21 protein-coding genes and 1 riboswitch are annotated in these 25,777 nt (G+C 48.0%); of the genes, 14 read left to right on the top strand and 7 right to left on the bottom strand.

The window, feature by feature from the left end:
* Positions 1-20 precede the first annotated feature (20 nt).
* From B9A14_RS15430 to B9A14_RS15405, 6 genes are all read right to left on the bottom strand, one after another.
* Entirely contained in the window at positions 21-1,256 is a 1,236-nt protein-coding gene (locus tag B9A14_RS15430; protein ID WP_084666716.1) for an NAD(P)/FAD-dependent oxidoreductase, read from the bottom strand.
* Entirely contained in the window at positions 1,253-1,708 is a 456-nt protein-coding gene (locus tag B9A14_RS15425) for a 4Fe-4S dicluster domain-containing protein (protein WP_084666715.1), read from the bottom strand. Before B9A14_RS15425 ends, B9A14_RS15430 begins: the two co-directional genes overlap by 4 nt.
* Before the next feature lie 56 nt (positions 1,709-1,764).
* Positions 1,765-3,273 (bottom strand): glutamate synthase-related protein, encoded by a 1,509-nt coding sequence (locus B9A14_RS15420; RefSeq protein ID WP_084666714.1) that lies wholly within the window; start codon positions 3,271-3,273, stop codon positions 1,765-1,767.
* Positions 3,255-4,361 carry a class II glutamine amidotransferase gene (locus tag B9A14_RS15415; protein WP_084666713.1) on the bottom strand — a complete coding sequence of 369 codons (1,107 nt, stop codon included), beginning with the start codon at positions 4,359-4,361 and terminating at the stop codon, positions 3,255-3,257. The genes B9A14_RS15420 and B9A14_RS15415 overlap by 19 nt, the downstream gene beginning before the upstream one ends.
* Before the next feature lie 115 nt (positions 4,362-4,476).
* Positions 4,477-5,811 carry a type I glutamate--ammonia ligase gene (gene glnA / locus B9A14_RS15410; RefSeq protein WP_084666712.1) on the bottom strand — a complete coding sequence of 445 codons (1,335 nt, stop codon included), beginning with the start codon at positions 5,809-5,811 and terminating at the stop codon, positions 4,477-4,479.
* 103 nt (positions 5,812-5,914) lie between these two features.
* Entirely contained in the window at positions 5,915-6,529 is a 615-nt protein-coding gene (locus B9A14_RS15405) for an ANTAR domain-containing response regulator (RefSeq protein WP_084666711.1), read from the bottom strand.
* A gap of 263 nt (positions 6,530-6,792) precedes the next feature.
* On the opposite strand from B9A14_RS15405, the gene B9A14_RS15400 reads away from it, so the two are divergent.
* Together B9A14_RS15400 and B9A14_RS15395 are read left to right on the top strand one after the other, a co-directional pair.
* Positions 6,793-7,962: a PRK06851 family protein gene (locus tag B9A14_RS15400; protein ID WP_084666710.1), complete on the top strand. Its 1,170-nt coding sequence runs from the start codon at positions 6,793-6,795 to the stop codon at positions 7,960-7,962.
* Positions 7,963-8,356: 394 nt separating this feature from the next.
* Positions 8,357-8,752: a DUF5320 domain-containing protein gene (locus tag B9A14_RS15395; RefSeq protein ID WP_231967830.1), complete on the top strand. Its 396-nt coding sequence runs from the start codon at positions 8,357-8,359 to the stop codon at positions 8,750-8,752.
* Positions 8,753-8,914: 162 nt separating this feature from the next.
* Here the strand turns inward: B9A14_RS15395 and B9A14_RS15390 are convergent, their stop codons facing one another.
* Positions 8,915-9,298 carry a MerR family transcriptional regulator gene (locus tag B9A14_RS15390; protein WP_084666708.1) on the bottom strand — a complete coding sequence of 128 codons (384 nt, stop codon included), beginning with the start codon at positions 9,296-9,298 and terminating at the stop codon, positions 8,915-8,917.
* Between the two features lie 254 nt (positions 9,299-9,552).
* On the opposite strand from B9A14_RS15390, the gene B9A14_RS15385 reads away from it, so the two are divergent.
* The 12 genes from B9A14_RS15385 to B9A14_RS15330 all read left to right on the top strand — a co-directional run bounded on the left by B9A14_RS15385 (position 9,553) and on the right by B9A14_RS15330 (position 25,760).
* Positions 9,553-9,873, top strand: coding sequence for a MerR family transcriptional regulator (locus B9A14_RS15385; RefSeq protein WP_157109986.1), 321 nt, complete (start codon positions 9,553-9,555; stop codon positions 9,871-9,873).
* 5 nt (positions 9,874-9,878) lie between these two features.
* Positions 9,879-11,114 (top strand): (Fe-S)-binding protein, encoded by a 1,236-nt coding sequence (locus B9A14_RS15380; protein ID WP_231967828.1) that lies wholly within the window; start codon positions 9,879-9,881, stop codon positions 11,112-11,114.
* A 3-nt stretch (positions 11,115-11,117) separates the two neighbouring features.
* Positions 11,118-14,342 (top strand): FAD-dependent oxidoreductase, encoded by a 3,225-nt coding sequence (locus B9A14_RS15375; RefSeq protein WP_084666705.1) that lies wholly within the window; start codon positions 11,118-11,120, stop codon positions 14,340-14,342.
* Positions 14,343-14,374: 32 nt separating this feature from the next.
* Positions 14,375-15,634: an NAD(P)/FAD-dependent oxidoreductase gene (locus tag B9A14_RS15370; RefSeq protein WP_084666704.1), complete on the top strand. Its 1,260-nt coding sequence runs from the start codon at positions 14,375-14,377 to the stop codon at positions 15,632-15,634.
* A 117-nt stretch (positions 15,635-15,751) separates the two neighbouring features.
* Positions 15,752-15,838 carry a K(+)-transporting ATPase subunit F gene (kdpF, locus tag B9A14_RS18345; protein ID WP_084666703.1) on the top strand — a complete coding sequence of 29 codons (87 nt, stop codon included), beginning with the start codon at positions 15,752-15,754 and terminating at the stop codon, positions 15,836-15,838.
* Positions 15,839-15,879: 41 nt separating this feature from the next.
* Positions 15,880-17,562: a potassium-transporting ATPase subunit KdpA gene (gene kdpA, locus B9A14_RS15360; protein ID WP_084667201.1), complete on the top strand. Its 1,683-nt coding sequence runs from the start codon at positions 15,880-15,882 to the stop codon at positions 17,560-17,562.
* Positions 17,563-17,646: 84 nt separating this feature from the next.
* Positions 17,647-19,656 carry a potassium-transporting ATPase subunit KdpB gene (gene kdpB, locus B9A14_RS15355; RefSeq protein WP_157110091.1) on the top strand — a complete coding sequence of 670 codons (2,010 nt, stop codon included), beginning with the start codon at positions 17,647-17,649 and terminating at the stop codon, positions 19,654-19,656.
* A gap of 40 nt (positions 19,657-19,696) precedes the next feature.
* Positions 19,697-20,269, top strand: a complete 573-nt coding sequence (gene kdpC / locus B9A14_RS15350) for a potassium-transporting ATPase subunit KdpC (RefSeq protein ID WP_084666701.1) — start codon at positions 19,697-19,699, stop codon at positions 20,267-20,269.
* Positions 20,270-20,285: 16 nt separating this feature from the next.
* The gene (locus B9A14_RS15345) at positions 20,286-22,988 is read left to right on the top strand and encodes a sensor histidine kinase (RefSeq protein ID WP_084666700.1); all 2,703 of its coding nucleotides are present in this window, start codon (positions 20,286-20,288) and stop codon (positions 22,986-22,988) included.
* Positions 22,978-23,661 (top strand): response regulator, encoded by a 684-nt coding sequence (locus B9A14_RS15340; RefSeq protein ID WP_084666699.1) that lies wholly within the window; start codon positions 22,978-22,980, stop codon positions 23,659-23,661. Before B9A14_RS15345 ends, B9A14_RS15340 begins: the two co-directional genes overlap by 11 nt.
* Before the next feature lie 104 nt (positions 23,662-23,765).
* Positions 23,766-23,903: riboswitch (molybdenum cofactor riboswitch) on the top strand.
* A gap of 66 nt (positions 23,904-23,969) precedes the next feature.
* Complete coding sequence (locus tag B9A14_RS15335; RefSeq protein WP_084666698.1) at positions 23,970-24,989, top strand: ABC transporter substrate-binding protein; 1,020 nt, start codon at positions 23,970-23,972, stop codon at positions 24,987-24,989.
* Between the two features lie 15 nt (positions 24,990-25,004).
* A complete protein-coding gene (locus B9A14_RS15330) occupies positions 25,005-25,760 on the top strand; it encodes an ABC transporter permease (protein WP_084666697.1) in 756 nt (251 codons plus the stop codon).
* Positions 25,761-25,777: the final 17 nt, after the last annotated feature.

Below are 25,777 nucleotides of genomic sequence, written 5' to 3'. Positions count from 1 at the left end.
TAAACTTTCGGTTTCATTCTTTAAGCTTTAAGCCTAGGTTCCCACAATGCAGGTGGCAAATCCAGGAAACCAAAATCATCTTGGAATAGCTTATCCTTAAAGGGGAGGACATCTATTTTTTCCTCTATGAGCCACCGGTAAAGGCCAGCACCATCTACCCGGTTTATAAATAGAGCGCCTACCAGATAGGAGTTCCCCAGCACTAGCTTACGATAAACCCTTTTCTTTTCTTCCTTTTGGACCAGTATTTCATATCCCTGGCCGGGTTCGCAATTAGTTATACCCATGCTGATTATGTGTAGGCCTAAAAACCCTAGGGCATTATAGGGCGAACTTCCCTTATATTTTTCCTTGGCGCCAGCCATATTGCGGCCAGCAAGGCGACCTTGCGCAGCAGCATGGGGTAAAAGGGGCGGGTTGCCTTCCACTACATCACCGGCAGCGAAAACCCCCGGTAAGCCTACGTTTAGGTACTCATCTACTACTACCCCTCGTTTCAGGGTAACCCCTGGTGCCTGTTCCAGGAGCTCCACATTGGGCCTTACACCTATAGCCACCACCAGGAGATCGGCTTCTAGCTCTTTACCGGACTTAAGATTAAGCTTAAGCTTTCCTCCTTCTTTACGGCTTCCACCTAGGATAGTATCTTCTAGGATTACCCGGACACCTTTCTCACGGAGGAAGCTGGTTACCAGGGTTGCCGCTTCAGTATCCAGAACAGGTGACCATATGCGGGGCGCCAGCTCTACCATGGTCACTCCCAGGCCCCGGGAAACCAAACTTTCCATAGCTTTAAGACCGCTGGGACCGGCGCCCAGGATCACTGCTTCCTTACCAGGGTGGGCTGCTTCCGCCAGCCGGCGCACATCGTCATAGGTAAGAAAGGTTACATAATCTTCTTCCTGTAGTCCCTCTAAAGGTGGAACTATGGCTTTGCCTCCTGTAGCGATAAGCAAACGATCGTAGGGTAGACGGGAGGCATCATCAAGTTCCACTTCTCGCCTTTCCCAGTCTATACGTAGGGCTTTACGGCCTAAAAGGACGTTAATATTATGGCGGGTATAGAAATCCGGTGGGAGATAGGGCATCTTGTCTTCCCCGGTCTTGCCCTCCAGCCAGTAAGAGATCAAGGGACGTCCGTAGGCATAGTATTTTTCGGCGGAAACAATAGTTATAGGCCCTTCTTTATCTAGCTCCCGGATACCCTGGCAGGCATTGATGGCGGCAACCGAGTTACCGATGATGACATATCTCATATTTTAAGTTTCCTCCCTTCATACACCAGGGCGCGGTTAGGGCAGTGAGCCACGCAGGCCGGTTCTGGGAGGGCCCTGCATAAATCGCATTTTAAGGCTATAGGCCGTCCGTCCCGGTAACCTGGACGTACAGCACCAAAAGGACAACTGACAACACAGGTCCAGCAGCCTACACATTTATCTTCCTGGCAATAAACAATCCCCGTCTCCGGATCCTTGACCATAGCCCCGGAAATGCACCCCTGGACGCACTGGGGTTCGTCGCAGTGACGACACTGGACAGGTAAGGATTCCGGCCATCTTTCTTCTACCCGCACCCGGTGGGTACCCCGTAGGCCTTCTCTTTTAAAGGCTTTCCAGACATCGCGGCTTTTAGAATGGGCCGCCACACAGTATACTTCACATAGGTGGCAGTTAATACAATATTCCCGGCGGGCATACACTTTTCTCATCCGCCTGATTCACCTCTTCCTCGAATTTCAGCCCCTGCACCATATTTCCTTGAAATTTACATGCCCTCGCCAGCATGTTTTACTCCCAGGAGCTTAAGTTCAGTCTCGGTAAGGCCCACACCTCGTAGGTGTAGCCGGTTCCCCCGTAGGCTCTCGATGGAGTTTATTCCCATGCCGCCCAGCATCTCTTTAATCTCGTGGGACCACCCGTGGAGGAGATTATAAAGCCTTTCGGCTCCTATCTCTGGATTGAGACGCCTTGTTTTATAAGGATCTTGAGTGGCTATGCCCCAGCTGCATTTGCCTGTATAACACTTCTGGCAGAGGTGGCAGCCTAAGGCCACCAGGGCAGCGGTACCAATGTACACTGCATCTGCTCCCAAGGCAATGGCCTTAACTACATCCGCACTGCAGCGGAAGCCCCCGGCTGCTACTAGAGATACCCGGTTGCGGATGCCTTCCTCGCGGAGGCGTTGGTCCACAGCAGCGATGGCCAACTCAATTGGTATTCCCACGTGATCCCGTATCATGAGGGGTGCAGCACCGGTACCTCCCCGGAAGCCATCAATGGCGATTATATCCGCCCCGGCGCGGGCTATACCGCTAGCGATGGCGGCCACGTTATGCACGGCCGCGATCTTCACCGATACCGGTTTGGTATATCTAGTGGCTTCCTTCAGGGTAGAGATAAGCTGCCGCAGGTCCTCGATGGAGTAGATATCATGGTGCGGTGCCGGGGATAAGGCGTCAGTTCCTTCGGGGATCATGCGCGTAGCAGCAATGGAGGCGGTGATCTTTTCTCCTGGGAGATGCCCACCTATCCCTGGCTTGGCACCCTGCCCGATCTTGATTTCAATAACCCGGGCGGCATTAAGATACTCGCTGTGAACGCCGAAGCGACCAGAAGCCACTTGGACTATGGCATGGTCAGCGTATTCATACAAGTCTTCTGGTAAACCGCCTTCCCCAGTATTAAAGAGGGTGCCGTAAGCCTTGGCAGCCCTGGCTAAAGCTTCAAAAGCCTGATGGCTTATGGCTCCATAGGAGATGGCCGTAAACATAATAGGTGTCTCTATGGGAACTAGGGGAGTAGGACCAAAATGGCGATCCTTTTCCCCGCCCAAGTAGTCAGGACGGCTACCGAGATAGGTACGTAGCTCCATGGGTTCCCGCAAAGGGTCGATGGAAGGGTTGGTTACCTGGCTGGCATTTAAGAGCAATCGGTCAAAATAAGCCGGGTAGGGCTTATCGTTCCCCATCCCCGTCAAAAGGACCCCGCCTGTGTCTGCTTGCTTGTTGATGTTATGGATATGCTCCGGTGTCCAATGGGCGTTGGCTTTATAAGGCACCGGATTCTGTTCTATACGTAAGGCCCGGGTGGGGCACAGGCAAACACACCGCTGGCAGGCTACACAATTTTCGTCTAGGCTGTAGACCCTGTCTTCCTCCGGATCGTATTGCTGGGCTTCAAACCCGCACTGGCGTACGCAGACCAGGCACTTTATACACTTTTCTTCATCCCGGATCACGCGAAATTCAGGTGGATTCATGCGGATAACCGACATGCACACTCCTCCTTAAGCTCGCCCAGAACAGGTTCGCCGCCGGAGGGGTACCATATGCGCTCTACATTAGGGCATATCACCCGGATGGCAGCCTCTTCGCTGGCCACATACAAGGTGGAACCTTGCTCCCCGGCCACCAAAGGGCGGAGCTTAATCCTATCATTTAAGGCCATAAGCCCTCCGGGATAACCTACAATGATGGCAAAGGGACCGTTGAGCATTAGGCTCCCATAAAGGGCCCGAAGATTGGTATAAAGCTCCCGCTCCTTAAGTTCCAGGCTATCGATTTCCTCCCAGAAGGGAGGGGCCAGTACTTTGGCTACCAGGGGGAGAGGGAGCCCATGGCGACGAACCAAAAGGTCAATGGCGTAGGCTATGACTTCAGTATCTGTCTGCAGGGTAATTTTGTACCCGAACATCTCTAGGAAGCGCCGGTTGGCCCCATAGGAGGAAATTTCACCGTTGTGTACCACTGACCAATTAAGAAGGGTGAAAGGATGGGCTCCGCCCCACCAACCCGGGGTATTGGTGGGGAAGCGGCCGTGGGCGATCCACATATAGGCCTTGTATTCGTCCAACCGGAAAAACTCCCCTATATCTTCTGGATACCCCACACCCTTGAAGGCCCCCATATTTTTACCGCTGGAGACTACATAAGCTCCAGGGATAGTATCGTTGATGTGCATGACCAGTTGGGTCATAAAATCTTCTTCGGTCTTTTCCGTCTCCCCTATTTTGGATAGGCGAGGTACTACGAAGTAGCGCCAGAGCATGGGAGCGGGACCTATGGAGCGCACCTGGCGGGTGGGAATGCGATCTTCGGCTGCGATGTAAAAATTCTCCTTAATTAGATCCTCTACCATCTGGCGGCTGTGTTTATCTTCAAAAAGCAAGTGCAGGGCATAGTAATCCTTGTATTCCGGGTAAATCCCGTAGGCAGCGAACCCCCCACCTAATCCATTGGACCGCTCATTTAGGCAGGCGATAGATACTATAATACGTTCGCCTGTTTCTCGTCGGCCGTCGCGGTTGATGAAGCCGCTTAAACCGCATCCAGAAGGAATGCGGCAGCCCCCTTCGCGGTACATAGTAATCTCTCCTTTCCCTAAAAGCAGTGCTTCCCCAAAGGGAACCCTTCTTTATAACGCTATAACGCTAATTTTACGGGGGCCCCAGAACTTTAGCTTAAGCCCAGCAGAGGCTTTAGAACTTGGTCAGGTAGTGTTCTATTTCCCACGGATGTACAGTGGTCCGGTATTGCTCGCATTCTAGCCTTTTAGCTAGCATAAATCGCTCGTAGATATGGGAACCCAAGGCTTCCTTGATCACCTCATCTTTTTCTAGTTCCGCCAGAGCCTCTTCTAGGCTAGAAGGTAGAACCCCTATGCCCTCCCGGGCTAGCTCCTCAGGAGATAAAGCATAGATATTTTTATAGACCGGCGGAGGAGGCTCAAGTTTCTTCTTTATGCCGTCCAAACCGGCCTTAAGCAGCACGGCAATGGCTAGATAAGGATTGGCGGAAGGATCCGGGTGCCGTACCTCGATACGGGTAGAAGGCCCACGCTTAGCCGGTATACGGATAAGGGGGCTACGGTTCCTGGGAGACCAGGCTATATATACAGGTGCCTCATACCCGGGAACCAAGCGCTTGTATGAGTTAACGGTGGGGTTAGTGATAGCTGTTAAAGCCCGGGCGTGGGCCATAATACCTGCTATGAAATGATAGGCTACGTCACTTAACCCAAGTTCTCCTTGGGGATCATAGAAAGCATTTTGCCCGTCGCGGAAAAGGGAAATATTGCAATGCATACCTGAGCCGTTAATACCATAAATTGGTTTAGGCATGAAGGTAGCGTGAAGACCATGGCGCTGGGCTATAGTTCTCACCACAAATTTAAAGGTGGCGATGCGATCGGCAGTGGTAAGGGCATCAGCATATTTAAAATCTATCTCATGTTGCCCGGGGGCCACCTCGTGATGGGACGCTTCGATTTCAAATCCCATCTGTTCTAGGGTAAGCACCATGTCCCGCCGGGCTTCCTCACCTAAATCGACCGGTGTAAGGTCAAAATAACTAGCTTGGTCATGGGTCTCCAGGGTGGGTCGGCCGGCCTGGTCAGTGTGGAAAAGGAAGAACTCAGCCTCCGGCCCTACGTTCATTACAAATCCCATATCTTTAGCTTCTGCTACTACCCTTTTTAAAGTGTTGCGCGGGCAACCTTCAAAGGGGGTACCATCAGGATTATAGATATCGCAGATGAGCCGGGCCACGGTACCTTCCCTCGGTCTCCAGGGAAAAATCACAAAGGTATCCGGATCCGGATAAAGGTACATATCGGATTCTTCAATGCGGACAAATCCCTCAATGGAGGAACCGTCAAACATAAGCTCATTATTTAAGGCTTTGGGAAGCTGATCTATTGGTATAGCTACATTTTTGAGCACACCGAAAATATCGGTGAACTGGAGCCGGATGAACTTTACTCCCCATTCCTCAGCTTGCTTCAATACCTTTATCTTCTTTTCCTTTTCATCCATGACTTTTAACCTCCTAAGATGCGGGTACATGGATTAAACAAAAAACGTCCCTTCGACAGGCCTTAAAGCCTGTCCAGGGACGCCGTTGCCCCAATGGATTAGTTTAGCTTTTTTTTATATCCTCTTTTTTTCTTTGGCCTGTTTGCAATTCGTGGGCCACAATTATAGCTTCGGCTATGGCTTTCATAGGTACACACTTATCCATGCTCTGCTTCTGGATCCGCCGATAAGCTTCTGCTTCCGTAAGCCCCAGAGTCTCCATAAGGATACCCTTGGCCCTTTCTATTACCTTACGGGCAGCCAAGGTCTCTTTAAGCTTGTTTAGTTCTTTCTCTAGGCGTACCAGCTTTTCATAATTAGCTAAGGCGGCTTCCACCGCAGGTAGCAGAGTGGTTTCCTGGACCGGCTTAACAAGATAAGCGAATACTGGAAAATCCCTGGTCTTATTTATAATGTTCCGGTGCCAGGAGGAAGCCAACATAATGATGGGAGCCACTTGTTCTTCATTAATAAACCTAGCCACCTCCAGGGCGCCGGTACCCGCCAACTCGCTATCCAAGATCACTAGATCTGGCTGCAGGGTATGGATCAGCCTTAGGGCTTGGCTGCCGTCCTGCGCCACACCCGCTACCGCGTAACCTTCCCTTTGTAAAATTTGCTTTAAGGTCTGGAGGGAGGCCTGATCGGTTGAAGCCAGAAAAATCTTGGGCTGGCGCATAAAAAGCCCTCACCTCAAGCTACGACGGATACCTAGCCACCCCTTTGCGGCCAATTTCAGGACCCCATTGCCCTGTACCCACCATTATAGCGTAATACTCGAGAAAAACAATAGGGTCGAGGTGTTGAATACTGTATTATGCAAGAAAATTTCACTATGTAAAAAGAAAAGGGTTCTGCACTTAAGAGATGAGGGGAGCATATTATTCTCCTGGAGAGAAGTATTATCGTGGGATTAAAAAATGAAGTAAGGAGGAGAACGCCATGCCGCGAGGAAGGCTTAGGAAGGTCTTTCCAGGAGGTAATACTTGCTATGGATTTTATTCTTTTTATGACTACATCATCGAACCCGACGCCACTCGTATCTTTGTGGTAAAGGGCGGGCCGGGGGTAGGCAAGTCCACTTTCATGCGCAAGATAGGGGAAAGCATGTTAGAGAAAGGTTTCGATGTTGAATTTCATTGCTGCTCTTCTGATAATGGCTCCCTGGATGCTGTAGTTATTCCGGGAATAAAAGTGGCCCTCATTGACGGTACTGCTCCGCATATAGTAGATCCTAAAAATCCAGGAGCTGTAGATGAAATTATCCACTTGGGCGATTTTTGGGATGAAGCTAAAATGCGGGAACATAAGCAGGAAATTTTAGAGGCCAATGCCCGGGTAAACCGTCTTTTCCGTACGGCTTACAGTGCCCTAAAAGAGGCCAAGGTGATTCGGGATGAATGGGAAAGTTATGTGGAGGAATGCCTCAATGAAGCCCTGATAAACCGTGCCCAGGCTAGGCTCTTGGATGCTGTCTTTGCTGGAGTGGCTGCCCGGTATGATCGGGCCCCCAAAGCTCGTCATCTTTTTGCCACCGCTATTACTCCCGAAGGTATCGTCACAGGCAATGTGGAGACCTTACTCCACGATGTAGAACGTATCTATACTATATCCGGTGAACCAGGTTCGGGAGTAAGCCGTATGCTTGAGCGTGTGGCTAGCTTTGCTACAGCTAAGGGCCTATTTACGGAAATTTATCACTGCCCCTTTAACCCTGACAATTATGACCTGGTGATTATTCCCGAAATAAAGGTAGCAGTAATGAATGTAGAGCCTCCCCATACCTTTGATCCCACGCCCTTTAATCACCTTATTGCCATGAGCATCAATTTATCTGAGTATATAGACAAAAATAAACTCGCTGTGTACACCCAGGAGATCTTAAGTGCTAAGTTCCGTTACCAAGCTTGTTTGGACCGGGCTGTGGCCTACATCCGCCAGGCTAAATTGACCCATGATTATATGGAAAGTTTTTATATTCCGGCCATGAACTTCGAAGCCATCAACGCCAAACGGGAGGAGATACTCCACCGCATCTTAAGATACGCTGCTGAATTTAATAGCCAGGTGAGTAACAGCACAGTACCAAAGGTTTCAGCCCCGCTCAGATAAGAACGCAAATGAAAGGCCCCGGAGGCCTAGTGTCCCTTTTAAGCTTTAGGGGGTTACGGTTATTATGAGGGGGGACCAGGCTTCACCGGGGCCTTAAAAGCAAAACCCCAACCTGTATTAGCTTGGAAAACTAATACATGGTTGGGGCCCCCTTACCCATCTTAAATATCTTTCTGTCATTATTCATTATATCCCCAACCATTGCTAGGAGTCAAGGAAAAGTAAAATCGTTGGTTTTCAAGCAGGCAGCTTAACTCCTAGGTATGGTAGGGGCTGCTGGCGCTACACTTATGCCCGGAAGGGTATTACCCTTAACCTGCATATGCTTTTTATTTACACTTATTATTGACATATGACCATAAAAGAGGTATATTAAAAACAGAAAAACAAGCATATGACCATTAAAGGAGGGATTTTAGAGATGCCGCGAGGCGACAGGACAGGTCCTTGGGGCTTGGGCCCCCTTACGGGAAGGAGAGCGGGCTTTTGCGCCGGTTTCCCGGTGCCAGGATTTTTAAACCGGGCCTTCTGGGGTTTCCCCCGATTTTGGGGTGGATTTGGCCGCGGATGGCGCCACATGTACTGGGCTACCGGTTTGCCCGGCTGGCTACGTGGCTGGGGGTGGTTTCCTCCTTTTTTTCCTGGCGCATTACCTTTGGGAGCGCCGGCCAGCTCGCAAGAACTAGAAATCCTTAAGCAGCAGGCTAATTTTTTGGAAAAAGAGTTAGAAGAAATTAGAGCCCAGATAAAGGAACTTGAGGAAAAGGATAAAGGCCAAGAGAGCTCTTAGAAGGGGAAAATAGGCTTTAAAGCTTTCTTAAGATTTTTAGCCGGGTTCACCCCGGCTTTTTAATTTAATGTTTCTGCCTGGCTTTTGCGGGCTTATAAGGAGGAGTTGAAGCGGAGATAAAGTGGAGATGGTCCAGCCGGCTCCACCCCGGCTTTTTTATTTTTAGTGGGGTGGATCCTTTTTATAAGGGCAATTATGGCATAGCGCTGGATCTTCAAAGGAAAGCTGACAATAGGTACCTTCTTCCTTCCAGCAGGGCTTAGCGCACCCTAAACGTTCGGTTTGATGGGCGCAGGCAGGACAATCCTCATGGAACCAGCAAGGGTAAAGAGCTAAATAGTGCTTGATGGCCGTCAGGTTAAAGCCTTTCTCTATTAGCTTTTGTATAAACCGCAAGCGCTTCAGATCATTATTGGAATATAACCGTCGGCCATTTTTCCTCGCCGGTCGGATCAGCTTATGCCTTTCCCACACGCGCAAGGTTCCCGGCTGGAGGCCTAGTAATTCTGCTACTACGCTTATGGTATAAAGGAGCTGCTCGGGCATATATAAAAGTACCCCTCTTATAGATTTCGATATTTCTGTTAATGCTATTTTACGCTATTACTTTTAATTAAATCAAGGCAGAGAGAGCTAAAGTAGTTATAATGTCTAGGCTAATAAACTTATAATATTCTTTACAAGTTTATTGACATTACATAGCACAAAAAATATGATATAGATAGAAAGAACTTTCCTATAGCTAAAAATACAGCAAAAGGGAAAGACAGCGGGGTGCGGTTAAATTGTATCCTCCTGGAATGGTTATCCAGCTGTTAAATATCTCTCCTGGTCGCCTTAAAAATTGGGAGCGGAAGGGCTTGATTAGGCCCCGCTTGAAGGAAGGGAGGCGCTGCTACTCTGAGCTCGATTTGCAGCGCCTGATGTTTATTAAAAACCTGCTTGATAAGCGGCATTTTAAACTTGTGGAACTCCCAGGTTATCTTAACTGGTATCCCTGCTGGCAGGAGGGAGTTTGCCCGCCGGGATGTGCTACGCAGGACAAGGTAGAAGGGGTAAGGCCCTGCTGGCAGAGGAAGACCGGTTGGTATTGCCAGGGAGATTTAGGGAGGGGGGCTTAAAGAAAGTGGCCATAGCAGTCAAGGCTTTAGAAGCCAGCACCCCGTATGAGAGCTTGCAGCTTAAACTCGAAAAAGCCCTGGGTCAGGCAACTTTAAATTCCTGCTTGGCGTGTGGCGCGTGTACAGGTGGCTGCCCGACAGGGGATATAGGTCCTTTGGTAGATCCTCGACGGATTGTACGGTGGCTCTTATGGGGTGCCTACGAGAGAGTGTTGGCCTCGGACATGGTGTGGCTGTGTACCATGTGCGGCCGGTGTACAGTTTACTGCCCAGTAGGGGTAAATATGGGGGATCTCATCAGGGCCTTAAGAAGTCAATTGGCTAAAGAAAACCGGGTACCGGAAAACTTGCAGAAGGTGGTAGATCTGGCTTTGGAGTCCGGTAATAACATGGGGATTACAAGGGAGGATTATCTAGATACTTTGGAGTGGATGCAAGAAGAATTGCAAGCCGAATTCGGTGAGGAGGCTAGAATTCCGGTAGATAAAAAAGGGGCGCGGGTTTTATATGTAATTAACCCTCGGGAGGCCAAGTTCTTCCCTTTAAGCATTTTGGCTGCCGCCAAGATATTTTACGTAGCTCAAGAGAGTTGGACACTTTCTAGCCAGTACTGGGATGCTACTAACTACGCCCTGTTTACGGGAGATGACCGGGCGGGAGGGATTTTGATCGAAAGGCTTGTAGGGGAGATGGAAAGGTTAGGCTGCCAGGAACTAGTTATGACTGAATGCGGCCACGCCTTCCGGGCCATAAAGTGGGGACCAGAGCAATGGTTAGGTTATAAGCTCCCCTTCGAAGTGAGAAGTATTGTACAGCTCATGGATCAGTATTTGAGAGAGGGGCGGCTTAAGCTAGATCCTGCGCGTAATCCCGAGCCGGTAACTTATCATGACCCTTGTAACCTGGGACGTAAGGAAGGAGTGTTCGAGGAACCGCGGCGAGTGCTAAAACTCGCGGTGCTAGACTTCCGGGAAATGATACCTAACCGGGAGAATAATTACTGCTGTGGTGGTGGAGGGGGGATGCTCTCTTTAAGTGAATTTGGCCGGGTACGTTTAGCTAAGGGACAGGTCAAGATAGAACAGATTCGCCAGACAGGAGCCAAGATAATAGCCACCCCCTGTCATAATTGCGTAGACCAATTGAACGATTTGTGCCGGTTTTATCATTTGGAGGCCAAGGCTAAAAACTTAGTAGAGCTGGTGGCAGAAGCGCTGATCACCACGGAGAAGGGGGAGTAAAAGATGGGTTTTGGACACAGCCCCACAGTTGCAGTGATAGGTGCAGGTATTGCAGGGGCTCAGGCGGCTTTGGATCTGGCCCGGATGGGATGCCACGTAGTATTAGTGGAACGAGGAGAGAGGCCAGGGGGCAGGCTTTTAGACCTCATAAAGACCTTCCCTACTAATGATTGTAGTGCTTGCCATCTCTCACCTGAACAGGGTTTTTTCTGCCTTCGCTCGCCTTATTTTATTAATCTGCTAGAACCCGGAAAAGTAGAAGTACTTTCAGGGGTAGAAGTGAAAGATATAACCGGCAAAGAAGGGCGCTTTACTTTACGTCTTTACCATAAAGAAAGGGAAGAAAACCGGGAAGTAGATGCCCTTATCCTTTGCCCAGGATATGAAGAATATATACCTTCTATACTCGAAAGGCGTTATGGTTATGGTCATTATCCCGGTGTTTGGACAGGTCTTCAATTAGAGAAGCATCTTGCTAGTGGTAAAGCCTTACGCCGGCCTAGCGATGGAGGGATGGTAGAACGGGTAGCTTTTATCCAGTGTGCAGGGTCACGGGATCCAGTCCATGGCGTTCCTTATTGCTCAACTATATGCTGCCTTTATGCCTTAAAAGAAGCTCTCCTTATTGCGGAGGCGGCCCGGCTTCAGGATTTGCCACTACCCGAAATCACTCTGTTTTATATGGATATCCGTACTTATGGGAAAACTTATGAAAGGTACCTAGAGAAGGCCCGGGAAAGTATAAGGCTTCGCCTGATACGGTCTCGTGTGCATAGCCTCATACAACCGCCTGGTCATCCCCGTTTGCTTCTCCGCTATGCCTTAGATGATGGGACGGCTCGGGTAGAAGAATTTGATTTAGTGATATTATCCACAGGGGTCAAAGCACCAGTTCATGGGGAAAAAATAGCTAAAAAGTTACAAATAAACCTAAACAGTTATGGATTCGCTGCTATTTCTCCCTTTTCCCCCGTCTCAAATGGGCAGCCAGGTGTCTTTGTAGCCGGAGCTTTCACTGGTCCTTGCGATGTAATTGATGCTGTAACTCAAGGTTCGGCTGCCGCTGCTGCTTGTCTTTTAAGGCTACGAGAGTTGGGACATACCTTAGATTTTAGTTCCTCTAGTTCCCTTAGCCAATCCTCCCCTTCAAATTCAGGTTCAAGCTTTGGCATAGGGGTGATTATATGCGATTGTCCACTGCTTAAAGGCAACTTAAACCTTAAAGAGCTAGAAAAATACGCTTTAACCTTAACGGGGGTAACAGCAGTTAAATGGGTTATTTCTTGTCCCCTAAAGGATACCAGGGAAATAGAAAGGCTGATCAAAGACCAGGCCTTGGGTCACGTGGTAATAGCTGCTTGTAGCGCCCGGGCGTTAGAACCTGTAATGGTGAGATGCCTTAAAGAAATTGGCTTACCACTTAATAGAGGGAGAGTAGTAAATCTCCTTGCCCATGCTACTCGCTTATATAGCGATTCCCCAAGGGCTACAAATAAAGCTAAAGAACTTATCCGGATAGCTGTAAACCGGGTACAATCCTCTCCACCGCTTAAGGTGATGGGAGAAGGGGCCATTTTAAATTCTGCCGCCTTAGTGGTGGGTGGTGGAGTAGCGGGCATGGTTTCTGCTCTTACCTTAGCTAGGCTAGGATATGAAGTACACTTGGTAGAGAAAGAGAAGCGCTTGGGGGGGAACGCCCGGTGCTTGTATCAGGTGCTGGAAGGTGGCCAGGTTGAATCTTGGCTTTCTACTTTGGAAGAACAAGTTAGCACCCATCCTCAGGTTCACCTTTATCTAGGGGCTAGGGTTATAAAAAGCGAAGGCCAGGTGGGTTGTTTTAAAAGTACGGTGGAAATAGATGAAGAGAGGAAAAGGGAAATAATCGAACATGGCGCTTTAATAATTGCTACTGGTGCTAAAGAAAAAGAGCCTAACCAGTACCTTTACGGACAGCATCCGCGGGTGGTTACAGGACTTAAACTGGAAGAGCGGCTGAAATTTAAACGTGAAGAGTTGGCAAGGCTTAATTCGGTGGTTTTCATTCAATGTGTCCATTCCCGGGATAAGGATCACCCTTACTGCAGCCGCACTTGCTGCAGCGAGACCTTAAAAAATGCTTTAGAGCTAAAGAAAATTAATCCAGGCCTTAAGATATATATTTTAAACCGCGATATTATGGCCTATGGCTTTAAAGAACAATGGTACGAAGCTGCCCGTTCCCAAGGAATATTATTTGTGCGCTATACTCCTGAAGCTCCTCCAGAGGTAGAGCCAGCAGGAGGGGATCGGTTAAAGGTTAAGGTATATGAACCCATTTTAGGAGAAGAAGTGTTTTTGCTTGCTGACTTAGTTGTTTTAGCTACGGGTGTTGAACCTCCCCAAGATAATATGGAACTGGCCCAGATATTTAAATTACCCTTAGATGAATACGGTTTCTTCACCACTTTGCATCCCAAGCTTAAAACGGTAGAAACACCGGTGCCTGGTGTCTTAACCTGCGGGCTGGCAGAGGGGCCTAAAAGTTTGGAAGAAACCATAGTCTCTGCCCAGGCGGCAGCCTTAAAAGCTGCTTTGGTACTTAAGGGAGAAAAGAACCTGCCTTGGCGGCGGGTAGCCCGGGTAGAGGGAGCCTGCGCTGCTTGCTTAACTTGTGTTCGTGTCTGCCCTCATGGTGCACCCTCCATTATTGGAAATCGTTCTAGCATCAATCCCTTACTTTGTCAGGGTTGTGGTAACTGTGTGGCCCATTGCCCAGCGGGGGCTATTACCCTGGTGGGATACAGCAAGGAGGAAATAGAAGCTGAATTACGTGCTTTAAAGACTTGTACAGATGGTACTCCTACTACAGTGGTATATACCTGTAGCTATTGTGCCTATGCTTATTGGGAAAACCTAGGGAGTTTAGGTTTAAAAGAAAACGTTAGTGTTTTACAAGTACCTTGCTTAAGCCGGATTGGTACCTGGGAATTGCTTAAAGCTTTGGAAATGGGCGCCAAGGAGGTGATACTTACAGGCTGTACGGAAGATCAATGCCATTTCCGGCCGCCCAGGGTATGGGGTAGCCGGTCCTTAAAGCCTGATCCGGCTACTTGCCAGGAGAAGGCCTTAAAGAGGGTAAGGGATATATTACGCTGGCTAGGGGAGGAAGGGGAGGTTATAAAGGTTTGGCGGCTGCCGCCGCCTCATCAAGAAAGCCGGGGAATAGCGGGCTTTTTAAGAGCCAAGTAAGTTTAAAAGACACCTTTTGGAGGGCGGCTGGAATGAAAAGGACAGATATTCTTATTATAGGTGGTGGCCTAGCAGGCTATACGGCAGCTATGGCTGCCAGAGGCTACTTTCCTTCCCGGAAAGTTACCCTTGTGCGTAAGGAGAGAATACCCCTTTTACCCTGGGGATTGGCCTATGCCTGTGGTAGGGGTGAATTAAAGAAAAATTTAATGCACGACTTTTCTCTCCTGGACAATGGTATTGAAATATTAATAGAGGAGATAAAAGAGATAGAACCGCAGGGTAAATGGGTGTCTTTTATAGATTCTACCCAGCTATATTACGATAAATTAATCCTAGCTACAGGTAGTCACCCCGCCCCTTGGCCTGTAAAAGGCCATCACCTAAGAGGTATATATACCCTAAAAAAACACCTTGCCTACTTAAGAGAACTTATAAACGCTTTGGACCAGGCACAAGATATTGTTATCCTTGGCGGGGGGATTTCTGGTTTACAACTGGCCGAAGCTTGCAGTTTACGAGGCTTGCGGGTAACTGTGGTAGAGCGAGAGCCCCATTGTCTCTCCTCTATGTTCGATGAAGATCTCTGTTCTTTAATTGAAGAAAGGTTGATGTCCCAAGGTATAAAAGTAATTAACTGTGCTACTATCGAAGAGTTTTACGGGAAAGAGCAGGTCCAATCAGTCCGGATCTCCACAGGAGAACTCCTTAAGGCGGAAGTAGTAGTTTTAGCTATTGGATTAGTACCCAACATAGACCTGGCCTTCCGAGCGGGTATAGAGATCGGAGAAGGAGGCATAAAAGTAGACGAATACTTGCGCACTAGTAAAGAAGATGTCTTTGCTGTAGGGGATTGTGCCTCCAAGCCTTTCTTTTTTGACACTGACAGTTCATACATAAGAAGGGCAAGTATGGCGGGCCACGAGGCACGAGTAGCAGCGGCTAACTTATATGGCCCTAAGAAGACAAGAAAAATAAGGATAGATAAGCTGTTGCTTGCTATAGGGGGGCTTGCCTTAGGAAGTGCAGGGTTAACTTGGCTTAAGGCGGCCTCCTTGGGTATAGAAGCCGGAAGAGTTGATATAAAGCTTAATACTTATCCAGGAAGTCCAGTAGTAAGGATGATTTATGCCAGGGATACAGGGGCTATCTTAGGGGTGCAGATAAAAGGAAGTAATATTATATCGGTACGAGAGGCCATGAACTCCTGGGTTACCCTTATGGAAGAAGGCAGAGCTATATTGAATTTACCTCCAGTTGAAGAAACGCTATGCTGTGTTCCTCCCGGGTAGGGAGGATTTTTTTATGCTTTTTTTACCCTTCCCGTTCTATTTTTGATCTTAGATTTAGGCGACCTAAGGGTATAATTCATATCAGTTTCAGAAAAACAACTTATAGGGGGACGATATATGTTAGATATTCTCCTGGGGGCCGTAGTTTCTATAGGCCTTCTTATTTATCTACTCTACACCTTAATGAAGGCAGAAGAACTATAAAGAAGTGGGGTGTATTAGGCTTGCGTTTTGACTTACTTCAGATGGGCTTTTATCTACTGGTACTTGTACTTTTGGCTGTCCCCCTAGGTCATTACATGGCCCGGGTTTTTAAGGGAGAGAGGACGCTTCTAGATCCAGTCTTGAAGCCACTGGAGGAAATTTTTTACCACCTAGCCCGGGTTGATGCTAAAAAGGAAATGGGGTGGCGCGAGTACGCGCTATCACTTTTAATTTTTAACTTCTTAGGGATGCTTGTTGTTTACCTGATTCAGCGTTTTCAAGGGATACTGCCCTTTAACCCCCAGCATTTTGGCGCTGTACCGCAAGATTTGGCTTTCAATACGGCAGCAAGTTTCATGACCAATACTAACTGGCAGGCCTATGCTGGCGAAAGGACCATGAGCTACTTCACCCAGATGGTTGCCTTGACTGTGCAAAATTTTTTATCGGCTGCTACGGGTATCGCAGTAGCTTTAGCTTTAACCCGGGGCTTTATCCGGCGGGAGACTAGCTTTTTAGGCAACTTCTGGGTAGATCTTACCCGGGCTACCCTTTGGGTGTTATTACCCCTTTCCCTGCTCCTAGCTTTAGTCCTGGTTTCCCAAGGTGTTATCCAAAACTTAAGCCCCTATTTAAAAGTTACCACCCTAGAAGGGAGAGAACAGACCCTGGCTATGGGGCCAGTGGCTTCCCAGGAGGCCATTAAACTTTTGGGTACCAATGGAGGGGGATTTTTTGGCGCCAATTCAGCCCACCCCTATGAAAATCCCACGCCTTTTACTAATCTGCTAGAAATGTTAGCCATGCAGGTCATTCCCGCTGCCTTGCCTATAACCTTTGGCCGGTTAGTAGGGGATCGCCGCCAGGGAATAGCTATTCTGGCCGCTATGTTTTTGCTCTTTGTTTTGGGCTTAAGTATAGTTTACGCCAGCGAATATTATGGTAACCCCCTCATTAAAGCTTTAGGGGTAAGTTCTCCTACGGCCCTGGAAGGTAAAGAAGTAAGATTCGGTTTAGCCCAATCTTCTCTATTTGCGACTATAACCACTGCTGTGGCTTGTGGGGCTGTTAATTCTATGCACGATAGTTTTACCCCCTTAGGAGGGTTTATTCTTCTACTTCAGATGATGGTGGGAGAAGTTATTTTTGGAGGAGCAGGGGCAGGGCTTTATGGGATGCTAATTTTTGTCCTCCTTACGGTGTTTATTGTGGGACTTATGGTGGGCCGCACACCAGAATACTTGGGTAAAAAAATTGAAGCTTGGGAAATGAAAATGGCCACCCTAGCTGTGCTCATCCCTGCGGCCGCCATACTCTTAGGTAGTGCTGTAGCGGCAATAACTCAAGCAGGGACTTCTTCCCTTTTAAATTCAGGGCCCCATGGCTTAAGCGAAATCCTATATGCCTTTTCCTCAAGCGCTGGGAATAACGGCAGCGCCTTTGCGGGGCTAAATGCTAATACCCTTTTTTACAATATAACCTTAGGTATTACTATGCTTATAGGACGTTTTGGGGTTATCCTGCCTGCTTTGGCTATAGCTGGGAGCCTGGCGGCTAAAAAGACTATACCGCCGGGGCCAGGTACTTTCCAAACTACCACTCCCCTTTTTGTTTTTCTACTCGCTATAGTAGTGCTTATTGTGGGGGCTTTAACCTTTTTCCCTGCCCTGGCCCTGGGTCCTATAGTAGAGCATCTTTTAATGTTAAGGGGTAAAACTTTTTAAAGTGGCCAGAAGGAGGGAATTTAGGCTTATATGCTGCGGGAAGACGACTTATCTAATCGCCTGGCTAAATCTAGGGCAAGTTTAATGCGCGCTTCTTTATTACCGGCTGCTAAAGATGCTTTTCTTAAGCTTAATCCCCGCTTTCAGTGGCGCAACCCAGTAATGTTTGTAGTAGAAATCGGGGCTTTGCTTACTACTTTTTTTACTTTCCGTGATCTGCTAGCGGGGATGAAAGAAGCCATAAATCTCAATTTACAACTCACCTTATGGCTTTGGCTGACTGTTCTTTTTGCTAATTTTGCAGAGGCTTTGGCTGAAGGCCGGGGTAAGGCCCAAGCTGCCGCCTTACGTCGCACAAGGAAGGAGACAGTGGCCAAGAAACTGGTCGATGGCCAGATAAAAAAGATACCTGCTTCAGAGCTGCGCAAGGGCGATATTGTTCTGGTAGAAGCTGGAGATATTATCCCGGGTGACGGGGAGGTAATTGAGGGGATCGCCTCTGTAGATGAGAGCGCGGTTACGGGAGAGTCGGCTCCAGTTATTAGGGAATCGGGAGGAGACCGTAGCTCTGTAACGGGAGGAACGCGAGTTCTCTCAGACTGGATCAAGGTACGCATAACGGCCAATCCAGGAGAAACTTTTTTAGACCGGATGATAAGTCTAGTGGAAGGGGCTAAGAGGCAAAAGACGCCTAATGAGATCGCTTTGACCATATTGCTGGTAGCTTTGACTATCATTTTTCTACTGGCGGTAGCTACTCTGGAAGCCTTTGCCCTTTACTCAGGTACCTGGGCATCCATACCCGTTTTAATCGCTTTGTTGGTATGCCTTATCCCCACCACTATCGGGGGACTTTTAAGCGCCATAGGGATCGCGGGTATGGATAGACTACTTAAACGCAATGTATTGGCCATGTCTGGTCGGGCTGTAGAAGCAGCTGGCGATGTGGATGTGTTACTTTTAGATAAGACGGGAACTATTACCCTGGGCAATCGTATGGCCACTTCCTTTATTCCAGCTCCTGGAGTATCCGAAGAAGTGCTCGCAGATGCAGCCCAGCTAGCTTCTTTGGCTGATGAGACGCCAGAAGGTAGGAGTATTGTCGTGCTGGCTAAAAATAAATTTAACCTTAGGGAAAGGGATTTGAGTAGTTTAAGAGCCACTTTCGTCCCCTTTAGCGCCCATACTCGCATGAGCGGTGTAAATATAGAGGGAAGGGAAATACGCAAAGGAGCAGTGGATGCCATTGAGGCTTATGTTCAAAAACAGGGAGGTGCCTTACCCGAAGAGGTCAAGGCTACAGTAGAAAAGGTGGCCCGGGAAGGAGGGACCCCCTTGGTAGTGGCTGAAGGGGCAAAGGTATTAGGGGTTATTTACCTTAAGGATGTAGTCAAGGGAGGCATCAAAGAGCGCTTCGCCCAGCTACGCCGCATGGGTATTAAAACAGTAATGATTACGGGGGATAACCCTTTGACAGCAGCGGCCATAGCCGCGGAAGCAGGGGTGGACGATTTCCTGGCTGAAGCTACCCCGGAGGCCAAGCTAAAACTCATCCGCGAGTACCAGGCCAAGGGACATATGGTGGCTATGACCGGTGATGGGACTAATGATGCCCCAGCTTTGGCTCAGGCTGACGTAGGAGTGGCCATGAATACCGGGACCCAGGCAGCCAAAGAGGCGGGCAATATGGTGGATTTGGACAGCAATCCCACTAAACTCTTAGAGATCGTGGAAATAGGCAAACAGCTCTTGATGACACGGGGCGCTTTGACTACCTTTAGCGTAGCTAATGATGTAGCCAAGTATTTTGCTATTATCCCGGCCCTGTTTGCCACTACTTATCCCGAGCTTAAAGCTTTAAACATAATGGGACTGGCTACTCCTGCTAGCGCTATTCTTTCCGCGGTCATCTTTAACGCCTTGATTATAATAGCCCTGATCCCTTTAGCCCTCCGGGGGGTTGCCTACCGGCCGTTAGGAGCCAACGCTATCCTTAGGCAAAATCTTTTAATATACGGCTTAGGCGGTTTAATAGCCCCGTTTATAGGTATAAAACTTATCGACTTGTTCTTAGTCGTTTTAGGCCTGGTGTAAAGAATACTAAGCTTAAGCTTTAGGGAAGGGATATTATTTTATGAAGAGGATAGTTTTAACTTCGATCATAATGCTTCTTACCATGACACTGTTTTTAGGTTTTATATATCCCCTAGCCACCACAGGTCTGGCTTATCTCCTTTTTCCCCGCCAAGCTAAAGGATCTCTAATTTACCAGGATGGGCGGGTGGTGGGTTCGGAGCTTATAGGCCAAAAATTTACAGACCCCCGTTATTTTCATGGCCGGCCTTCGGTTGCAGGGGAAGGATATGATGCTACTGCTTCGGGAGGTTCTAATTTAGGTCCTACTAATAAAAAGCTGTTAGAAGCTATTGCCGAACGGCTAGTAAGAACCCGGGAGGAGAATGGATTATCAGTAAATGAAACGGTGCCTGCTGACTTGATAACAGCTTCAGCTAGCGGCCTGGATCCCCATATAAGCCCAGAGGCTGCCTACCTTCAAGTACCCCGGATAGCCCGGATGCGGGGAATACCAGAAGAAAAGATCAGACAGCTTGTGGAACAACATATTGAGGGTCGTCAGTTTGGTTTTTTAGGCGAACCCCGGGTGAATGTTTTAAAACTTAATCTAGCTTTGGATGCTTTAAGGTAGAAGGTGGTTAGGTTATATGGAGAAGGAGCACCGGCCGGACCCAGAGGCTCTTTTAGAGAGCGTTGAACAAGAAGAGCGAGGGAAGCTTACCGTTTTTTTGGGGGCTGCCGCAGGGGTAGGGAAAACCTATGCTATGCTGGAAGCAGCTCAGGAGAGGTTAAAAGAGGGTGTGGATGTAGTAGTGGGTTGGGTAGAAACCCACGGTCGGGCGGAGACAGAAGCCCTTTTAGAGGGTTTGCCTATCATACCACCTCGGCGCCTGATTTATCGGGGTAAAGAGTTTTTAGAGATGGATCTGGATGCCCTTCTTTCCCGCCGACCTGCCCTAGCCTTAGTAGATGAATTGGCCCACACTAATGTACCTGGGTCACGCCACGCCAAGCGTTATCAGGATGTAGAGGAATTACTTAACGCAGGGATAGATGTTTATACTACTCTAAACATCCAGCATTTAGAAAGCCTAAATGATATCGTGGCCCAGATCACAGGTATCAGGGTACGGGAGACCGTACCCGATCGGATATTAGAAACAGCCGAAATTCAGCTAATAGATGTGCCCCCAGAAGAGCTTATTTTAAGGTTTAAAGAGGGTAAAGTCTATGTACCGGAGATGGCTGAAGAAGCCTTAAGGCGATTTTTCCGGCCGGGAAACATAAATGCTTTACGGGAGCTAGCCCTGCGCTATGCAGCCAGAAGGGTAGACCGCCAGTTAGAAACCTATATGCGGGCCCATGGCATCCCCGGGCCTTGGCCGGCAGGAGAACGGGTTATGGTCTGTGTTAGCCCTAGCCCTTTTTCAGCTCGTTTAATCAGGGTGGCCCGGAGGATGGCTGAAGGGTTAGAGGCGGAGTGGCTAGCTGTATACGTTGATACTCCAGGTCGCTTTCCCGCCCAGGAAGAAGAAAAGGAACGGTTGGCCAAGAATCTTCGCTTAGCGGAAGAGTTAGGAGCTGAAACTATAACCCTTTCCGGGGAAGACGTAGCGGAAGAGATTTTAGAACTGGCTAGAAAGCGGAATGTTACGCATATCGTCATCGGGAAACCCTTACATTCAAGATTCTGGGAGCTCATCCATGGATCGGTAGTGGATAAAGTTATACGCCATAGCCAAGGGATTAGCGTGCATGTTATCCCTGGAAAATACCAGCCTCCAGAAAAGCTTTATTTTCCTTTAATTGCGCGTCCCTTTTCTTGGACCTCCTATATAGGGGCTTTAGGTGCTTCCCTTATCGTGGCTGGTTTCTGTGTTTGGTGGCAATTTTCCCTGGGTTTAGTAAATATAGCTATGCTTTTCTTGTTACCTGTATTGTTTAGCGCTGTGAGATGGGGAGCGGGTCCTGCCGTAGTAGCAGCTATAAGCAGTTTTCTTCTTTTTGATTTCCTTTTTATTCCACCTAGGGGTAGTTTCTCCGTTTCTGATCTCCGTTATATTATAAGCTTTATCATTTTTGTGTTAGTAGCCTTATTTACTGGCACTTTATCTAACCGGCTAAAGGCGGAGGTAAAAAGTTGCCGAGAGCGGGGGGACAGACTAGCTGCCCTTTACTCTTTAAGCCGTGATATAGCGGCGGTGGCGGAACTTAAGCCAGTTTTAGAAAAAATTACCCAAAAAGTAGCTGAAACTTTAGAGCGGCCTGTAGCCCTATTATTACCAGACAAAGAGGGGAAATTGCAAATTAGCGCTAGCTCAAGGGATTATGAAAAAAATTTTTGGGATGAAAACGAGCGGGCAGTGGCTACTTGGGTATTTAAGAACGGCCATAAAGCCGGCCAGGGCACAGATACTTTGAGCGGGGCAGGGGGCCTTTATCTTCCTTTACAGGCAGGTGAAGGGGTACAAGGTGTGCTGGGAATTTCTTTAAAAGGCTCTTTAAAAGGCCTTCAGCCGGAGCAATTGCGCTTAGCGGAAGCTTTTGCAGGGCTGGCGGCTTTGGCTATAACCCGGCTTAAGCTTCAAAGGGAAGCCCAGGAAGCCCGCTTTTTAGCTGAGTCAGAGCGCTTGCGCTCCGCCCTTTTTAATTCCCTTTCCCATGATTTACGTACACCCTTGGCCTCGATTATCGGCGCGGTCACTAGCCTCTTAGAGGGAGATAAAGTTTTTGATGCCGCCACCCGTCGAGAGCTACTGCAAACGATAAAACAGGAAGCTAGCCGTATGAACAGGTTCGTTAGTAACCTTTTAGATATGGCGCGGCTAGAAAGCGGCTTGCTTAAGCTTAGGCAGGAATGGGTAGATATAGAAGATGTTATAGGAGTAGCTACCAGCCGGCTAGGAGAGGCTTTAAAATCGCGGCCTTTAACTATAAAGGTGGATCCCCATTTACCCTTGATAAAAGCTGACTTCATACTGATAGAACAAGTGCTGGTAAATTTACTGGATAATGCTTTAAAATACTCTCCGCCAGGTAGCGAGATACTGTTAACTGTCAGCTGTAAGGATGGTTGGATGGAAATTGCGGTCAGCAACAAAGGGCCCCGGCTTTCTTCCGAAGATCTAGAACGCATTTTTGATAAATTTTATCGGATACCAACTTCTCCTGCCGTGGGCGGGACGGGGTTAGGTCTGGCTATTTGCAAAGGAATTGTGGAAGCCCATGGTGGCCGGATCTGGGCTAGCAATCACCTGGAAGGACTTACCATTACCTTTACCTTACCTTTACCTGGTACTGGACCAGGTGAAATACCCCCTGCCAGGGTAGGTGAAAAAGATGGAGACTAAAGGGGCGCGGGTACTAGTAATTGACGATGAGCTTCAAATCCGTCGGCTTTTAAAAGTAGCCCTGTCTGGACATGGATACCAGGTAGAAGAGGCTGCTACCGGCGAGGAAGGGCTGGAGCAGGTCGCTCTTTATAAGCCTGATGTAATTATTCTGGATTTAGGGTTGCCTGATATGGATGGCCTAGAGGTTATAAAGCGGCTGCGGGAATGGTCATCTACACCTGTTATAATTCTTTCCGTGAGGGAACACGAGGCTGATAAGATACAGGCGTTAGATGCCGGAGCTGATGATTATGTTACCAAGCCTTTTAGTATGGGTGAGTTGCTTGCTCGTATACGCGCAGCCTTGCGGCATAGGGCAGGGACTACAGAGGAACCTGTATTATACTTTGAAGATTTAAAAATAGACTTAGCCAGGCGAAGGGTTACAGTAGGCGAAGAAGAGGTTAAGCTTACCCCTACTGAATACGAGCTTTTAAAAAATTTAGCCTTAAATGCAGGTAAAGTCCTTACCCACAGGCAACTTTTGCGGGCGGTTTGGGGTCCCCCGTATGAGAATGAAATCCATTACTTGAGGGTTTATATTGGCCAGCTTCGACGCAAGATAGAAGCTGATCCCTCTCGGCCACGTCACCTTATAACCGAGCCGGGGGTGGGTTACCGCTTGCTTTAAATCCCTGGATCATTCTCCTCTTGGCTTAAATAAATTTAAATCGTGTTCAAGAAGGAGTTTATGTGTAGCTGTCGAATATAAAAAAGCGAATCGAACATATGTTAAATTTAGTTTACCTCCGAGCCTTCCTGGCCTAAGGGAAGCCTCCTATGGCAGGTTGGCCCGGGCTTTTTAAGCCCGCGGGGTATAGCAGGGAAACCGCTATGCCTTCCGTTTCGAAAAGGAGGATTAAAGGGGTGAAACCCCACCTCCTCCGGTGGGGTTTTTAATTTGCTTTTCAATTAAGCGATGGGAGGTTTTTAAAGGGCATGAGGCAGAAGATAGCTTTTATATTGATCTTAGCTATCCTAATAGCGGGATTGATACCTCTAGAGGGATGTGGCCCCAAAAACGTAAAGGAAAGAGAAGCGGGGGTTCCTTTAAGTGTAGCGGTGGAATATACAGACCATGCCGCTTCCTTTTATGTGGCCCAGGAAAAAGGATGGTTTAAAGAAAATAATCTCGAGGTTACTAGCTTTAACGTCTATGCCACTGGGGTAGCCCTGGCAGCGGCTCTCACCAAAGGTGGGATAGATATGGCTTATATCTGCCTGGTACCGGCCTTGGCGGCTTATGCCAATGGGGGAGTACCTTTGAAAATAGTGGCTGGTACCCATAAAAATGGTTATGGTCTGGTAGTTAATACCAGTAAAATAAAGGAATTTAGAGATTTAGAGAAAGAAGAAGTAAAAATAGCCACCATGCAACCAGGAGCCACTACTGACCTTTTGTTTAACTTGTTAATTAAACAAAAAGAGTTAGACCGGGGGAAGATCTTGGCCCACACGGTACGCATGAATCCTGCCAAACAACTTTTAGCTTTGCGTTCAGGCAAAGTAGATGCTATTTTCGCTCCGGAGCATTTTACTACCCTGGCTGCCCAGCTTTCCGGTATGAAAATCTTGGCTAAAAGCCAGGATATATGGCCTAATATGCAAGGGAGCGTTTTAATAGTTACAGATAAATTTTTAAAGGAGCACCCTGGAGCAGTGAAAAAACTTATTTCCCTTAATAAAAAGGCCACTGAGTTTATAAATAGCCACCGGGAAGAAACGGCTAACATAGTAGCCCATAGCTTAAATCAATACCAAAATACCGTTAAGGAAGAGATGTCGAGTCCTGAGGCTGATATAAGTGTCACACCAGCGGTAATCAAGGAATCCATGTCCAACCTCGACTACAACCCCCATTTAGATGCCCAGGAGATACAAAAAATAATAGACCTTATGTATTATTATGGCTACCTTAAAAAACAGGTTAGAGCGGAAGAAGTGTTATATAGCGATTGAGGGAGAAAGACTAAGATGTTCTCTAAAAAAGATGGGAGGCTAACTTGGGCTTATTGGATACCTACCTTTCTTTTCCTAAGCGGCTGGGAGGTAGGAGCACGCTTGATTGCTTCTCCCCTTTTCCCTCCTTTTAGTAAAGTCATAGCTGAATTTGTATACTTGGCAGGGGAGGGCATTTTGTTAAAACATCTAACCCTTTCTTTGCTCCGCGTAGTGGGAGGTTTTGTTTTAGGGAGCTTAACAGGAGTGGTAATGGGCATAATCCTGGGATGCTCTAATCTAGCCTACAAGAGCCTAGCACCCTTATTTAGCATTTTATACCCTATACCTGCCTTAGGGTGGCTCCCTTTGCTTATGCTCTGGCTAGGCCTAAGCGAAGCTTTGCCTGTTACCTTAATATTTATATGCTCCTTTTTCCCTTTGCTTTATAATACCATCGCTGGCATAAGATCTGTAAACCCTAAATATATCCAAACGGCGCGGGTATTAGGTGCTTCCCCTTGGCTTATATTGCACCACGTGATAATTCCCCTAGCCCTGCCTTACATCTTTACTGGCTTGCGGTTAGAAGCTGGCATGGCCTGGCGCACAGTAGTGGCAGCAGAGATGATAGCTATCCCCACCGGTATAGGGGCTTTGCTTATAAATGCAGAAAGCCTTATACGGGTAGATATAATTTTTGTCTGCCTGTTTATCCTTTCCCTTATGAGCTTTGGGGGAGAAAGGATATTCCTCTGGTTAGAGCATAAATTAACTGGGGCCTGGAAATAGAGGTAAAAGGGTTGGGA

The sequence above is a fragment of the Thermanaeromonas toyohensis ToBE genome (assembly GCF_900176005.1).
GTDB lineage: Bacteria > Bacillota > DSM-521 > Neomoorellales > Neomoorellaceae > Thermanaeromonas > Thermanaeromonas toyohensis.
This window is presented reverse-complemented; position numbering and strand designations above follow the sequence as displayed.

Bases quoted from the DNA above. Each gene is read 5' to 3' on its own strand.
- B9A14_RS15330 (WP_084666697.1), top strand. From the start codon at position 25,005: ATGTTCTCTAAAAAAGATGGGAGGCTAACTTGGGCTTATTGGATACCT.
- kdpF (WP_084666703.1), top strand. From the start codon at position 15,752: ATGTTAGATATTCTCCTGGGGGCCGTAGTTTCTATAGGCCTTCTTATT.
- glnA (WP_084666712.1), bottom strand. From the start codon at position 5,811: ATGGATGAAAAGGAAAAGAAGATAAAGGTATTGAAGCAAGCTGAGGAA.
- B9A14_RS15345 (WP_084666700.1), top strand. From the start codon at position 20,286: ATGGAGAAGGAGCACCGGCCGGACCCAGAGGCTCTTTTAGAGAGCGTT.
- B9A14_RS15335 (WP_084666698.1), top strand. From the start codon at position 23,970: ATGAGGCAGAAGATAGCTTTTATATTGATCTTAGCTATCCTAATAGCG.
- B9A14_RS15390 (WP_084666708.1), bottom strand. From the start codon at position 9,298: ATGCCCGAGCAGCTCCTTTATACCATAAGCGTAGTAGCAGAATTACTA.
- B9A14_RS15340 (WP_084666699.1), top strand. From the start codon at position 22,978: ATGGAGACTAAAGGGGCGCGGGTACTAGTAATTGACGATGAGCTTCAA.
- B9A14_RS15400 (WP_084666710.1), top strand. From the start codon at position 6,793: ATGCCGCGAGGAAGGCTTAGGAAGGTCTTTCCAGGAGGTAATACTTGC.
- B9A14_RS15415 (WP_084666713.1), bottom strand. From the start codon at position 4,361: ATGTACCGCGAAGGGGGCTGCCGCATTCCTTCTGGATGCGGTTTAAGC.
- B9A14_RS15395 (WP_231967830.1), top strand. From the start codon at position 8,357: ATGACCATTAAAGGAGGGATTTTAGAGATGCCGCGAGGCGACAGGACA.
- B9A14_RS15405 (WP_084666711.1), bottom strand. From the start codon at position 6,529: ATGCGCCAGCCCAAGATTTTTCTGGCTTCAACCGATCAGGCCTCCCTC.
- kdpA (WP_084667201.1), top strand. From the start codon at position 15,880: ATGGGCTTTTATCTACTGGTACTTGTACTTTTGGCTGTCCCCCTAGGT.
- B9A14_RS15370 (WP_084666704.1), top strand. From the start codon at position 14,375: ATGAAAAGGACAGATATTCTTATTATAGGTGGTGGCCTAGCAGGCTAT.
- B9A14_RS15375 (WP_084666705.1), top strand. From the start codon at position 11,118: ATGGGTTTTGGACACAGCCCCACAGTTGCAGTGATAGGTGCAGGTATT.
- kdpC (WP_084666701.1), top strand. From the start codon at position 19,697: ATGAAGAGGATAGTTTTAACTTCGATCATAATGCTTCTTACCATGACA.
- B9A14_RS15420 (WP_084666714.1), bottom strand. From the start codon at position 3,273: ATGTCGGTTATCCGCATGAATCCACCTGAATTTCGCGTGATCCGGGAT.
- B9A14_RS15425 (WP_084666715.1), bottom strand. From the start codon at position 1,708: ATGAGAAAAGTGTATGCCCGCCGGGAATATTGTATTAACTGCCACCTA.
- kdpB (WP_157110091.1), top strand. From the start codon at position 17,647: ATGCGCGCTTCTTTATTACCGGCTGCTAAAGATGCTTTTCTTAAGCTT.
- B9A14_RS15430 (WP_084666716.1), bottom strand. From the start codon at position 1,256: ATGAGATATGTCATCATCGGTAACTCGGTTGCCGCCATCAATGCCTGC.
- B9A14_RS15385 (WP_157109986.1), top strand. From the start codon at position 9,553: ATGGTTATCCAGCTGTTAAATATCTCTCCTGGTCGCCTTAAAAATTGG.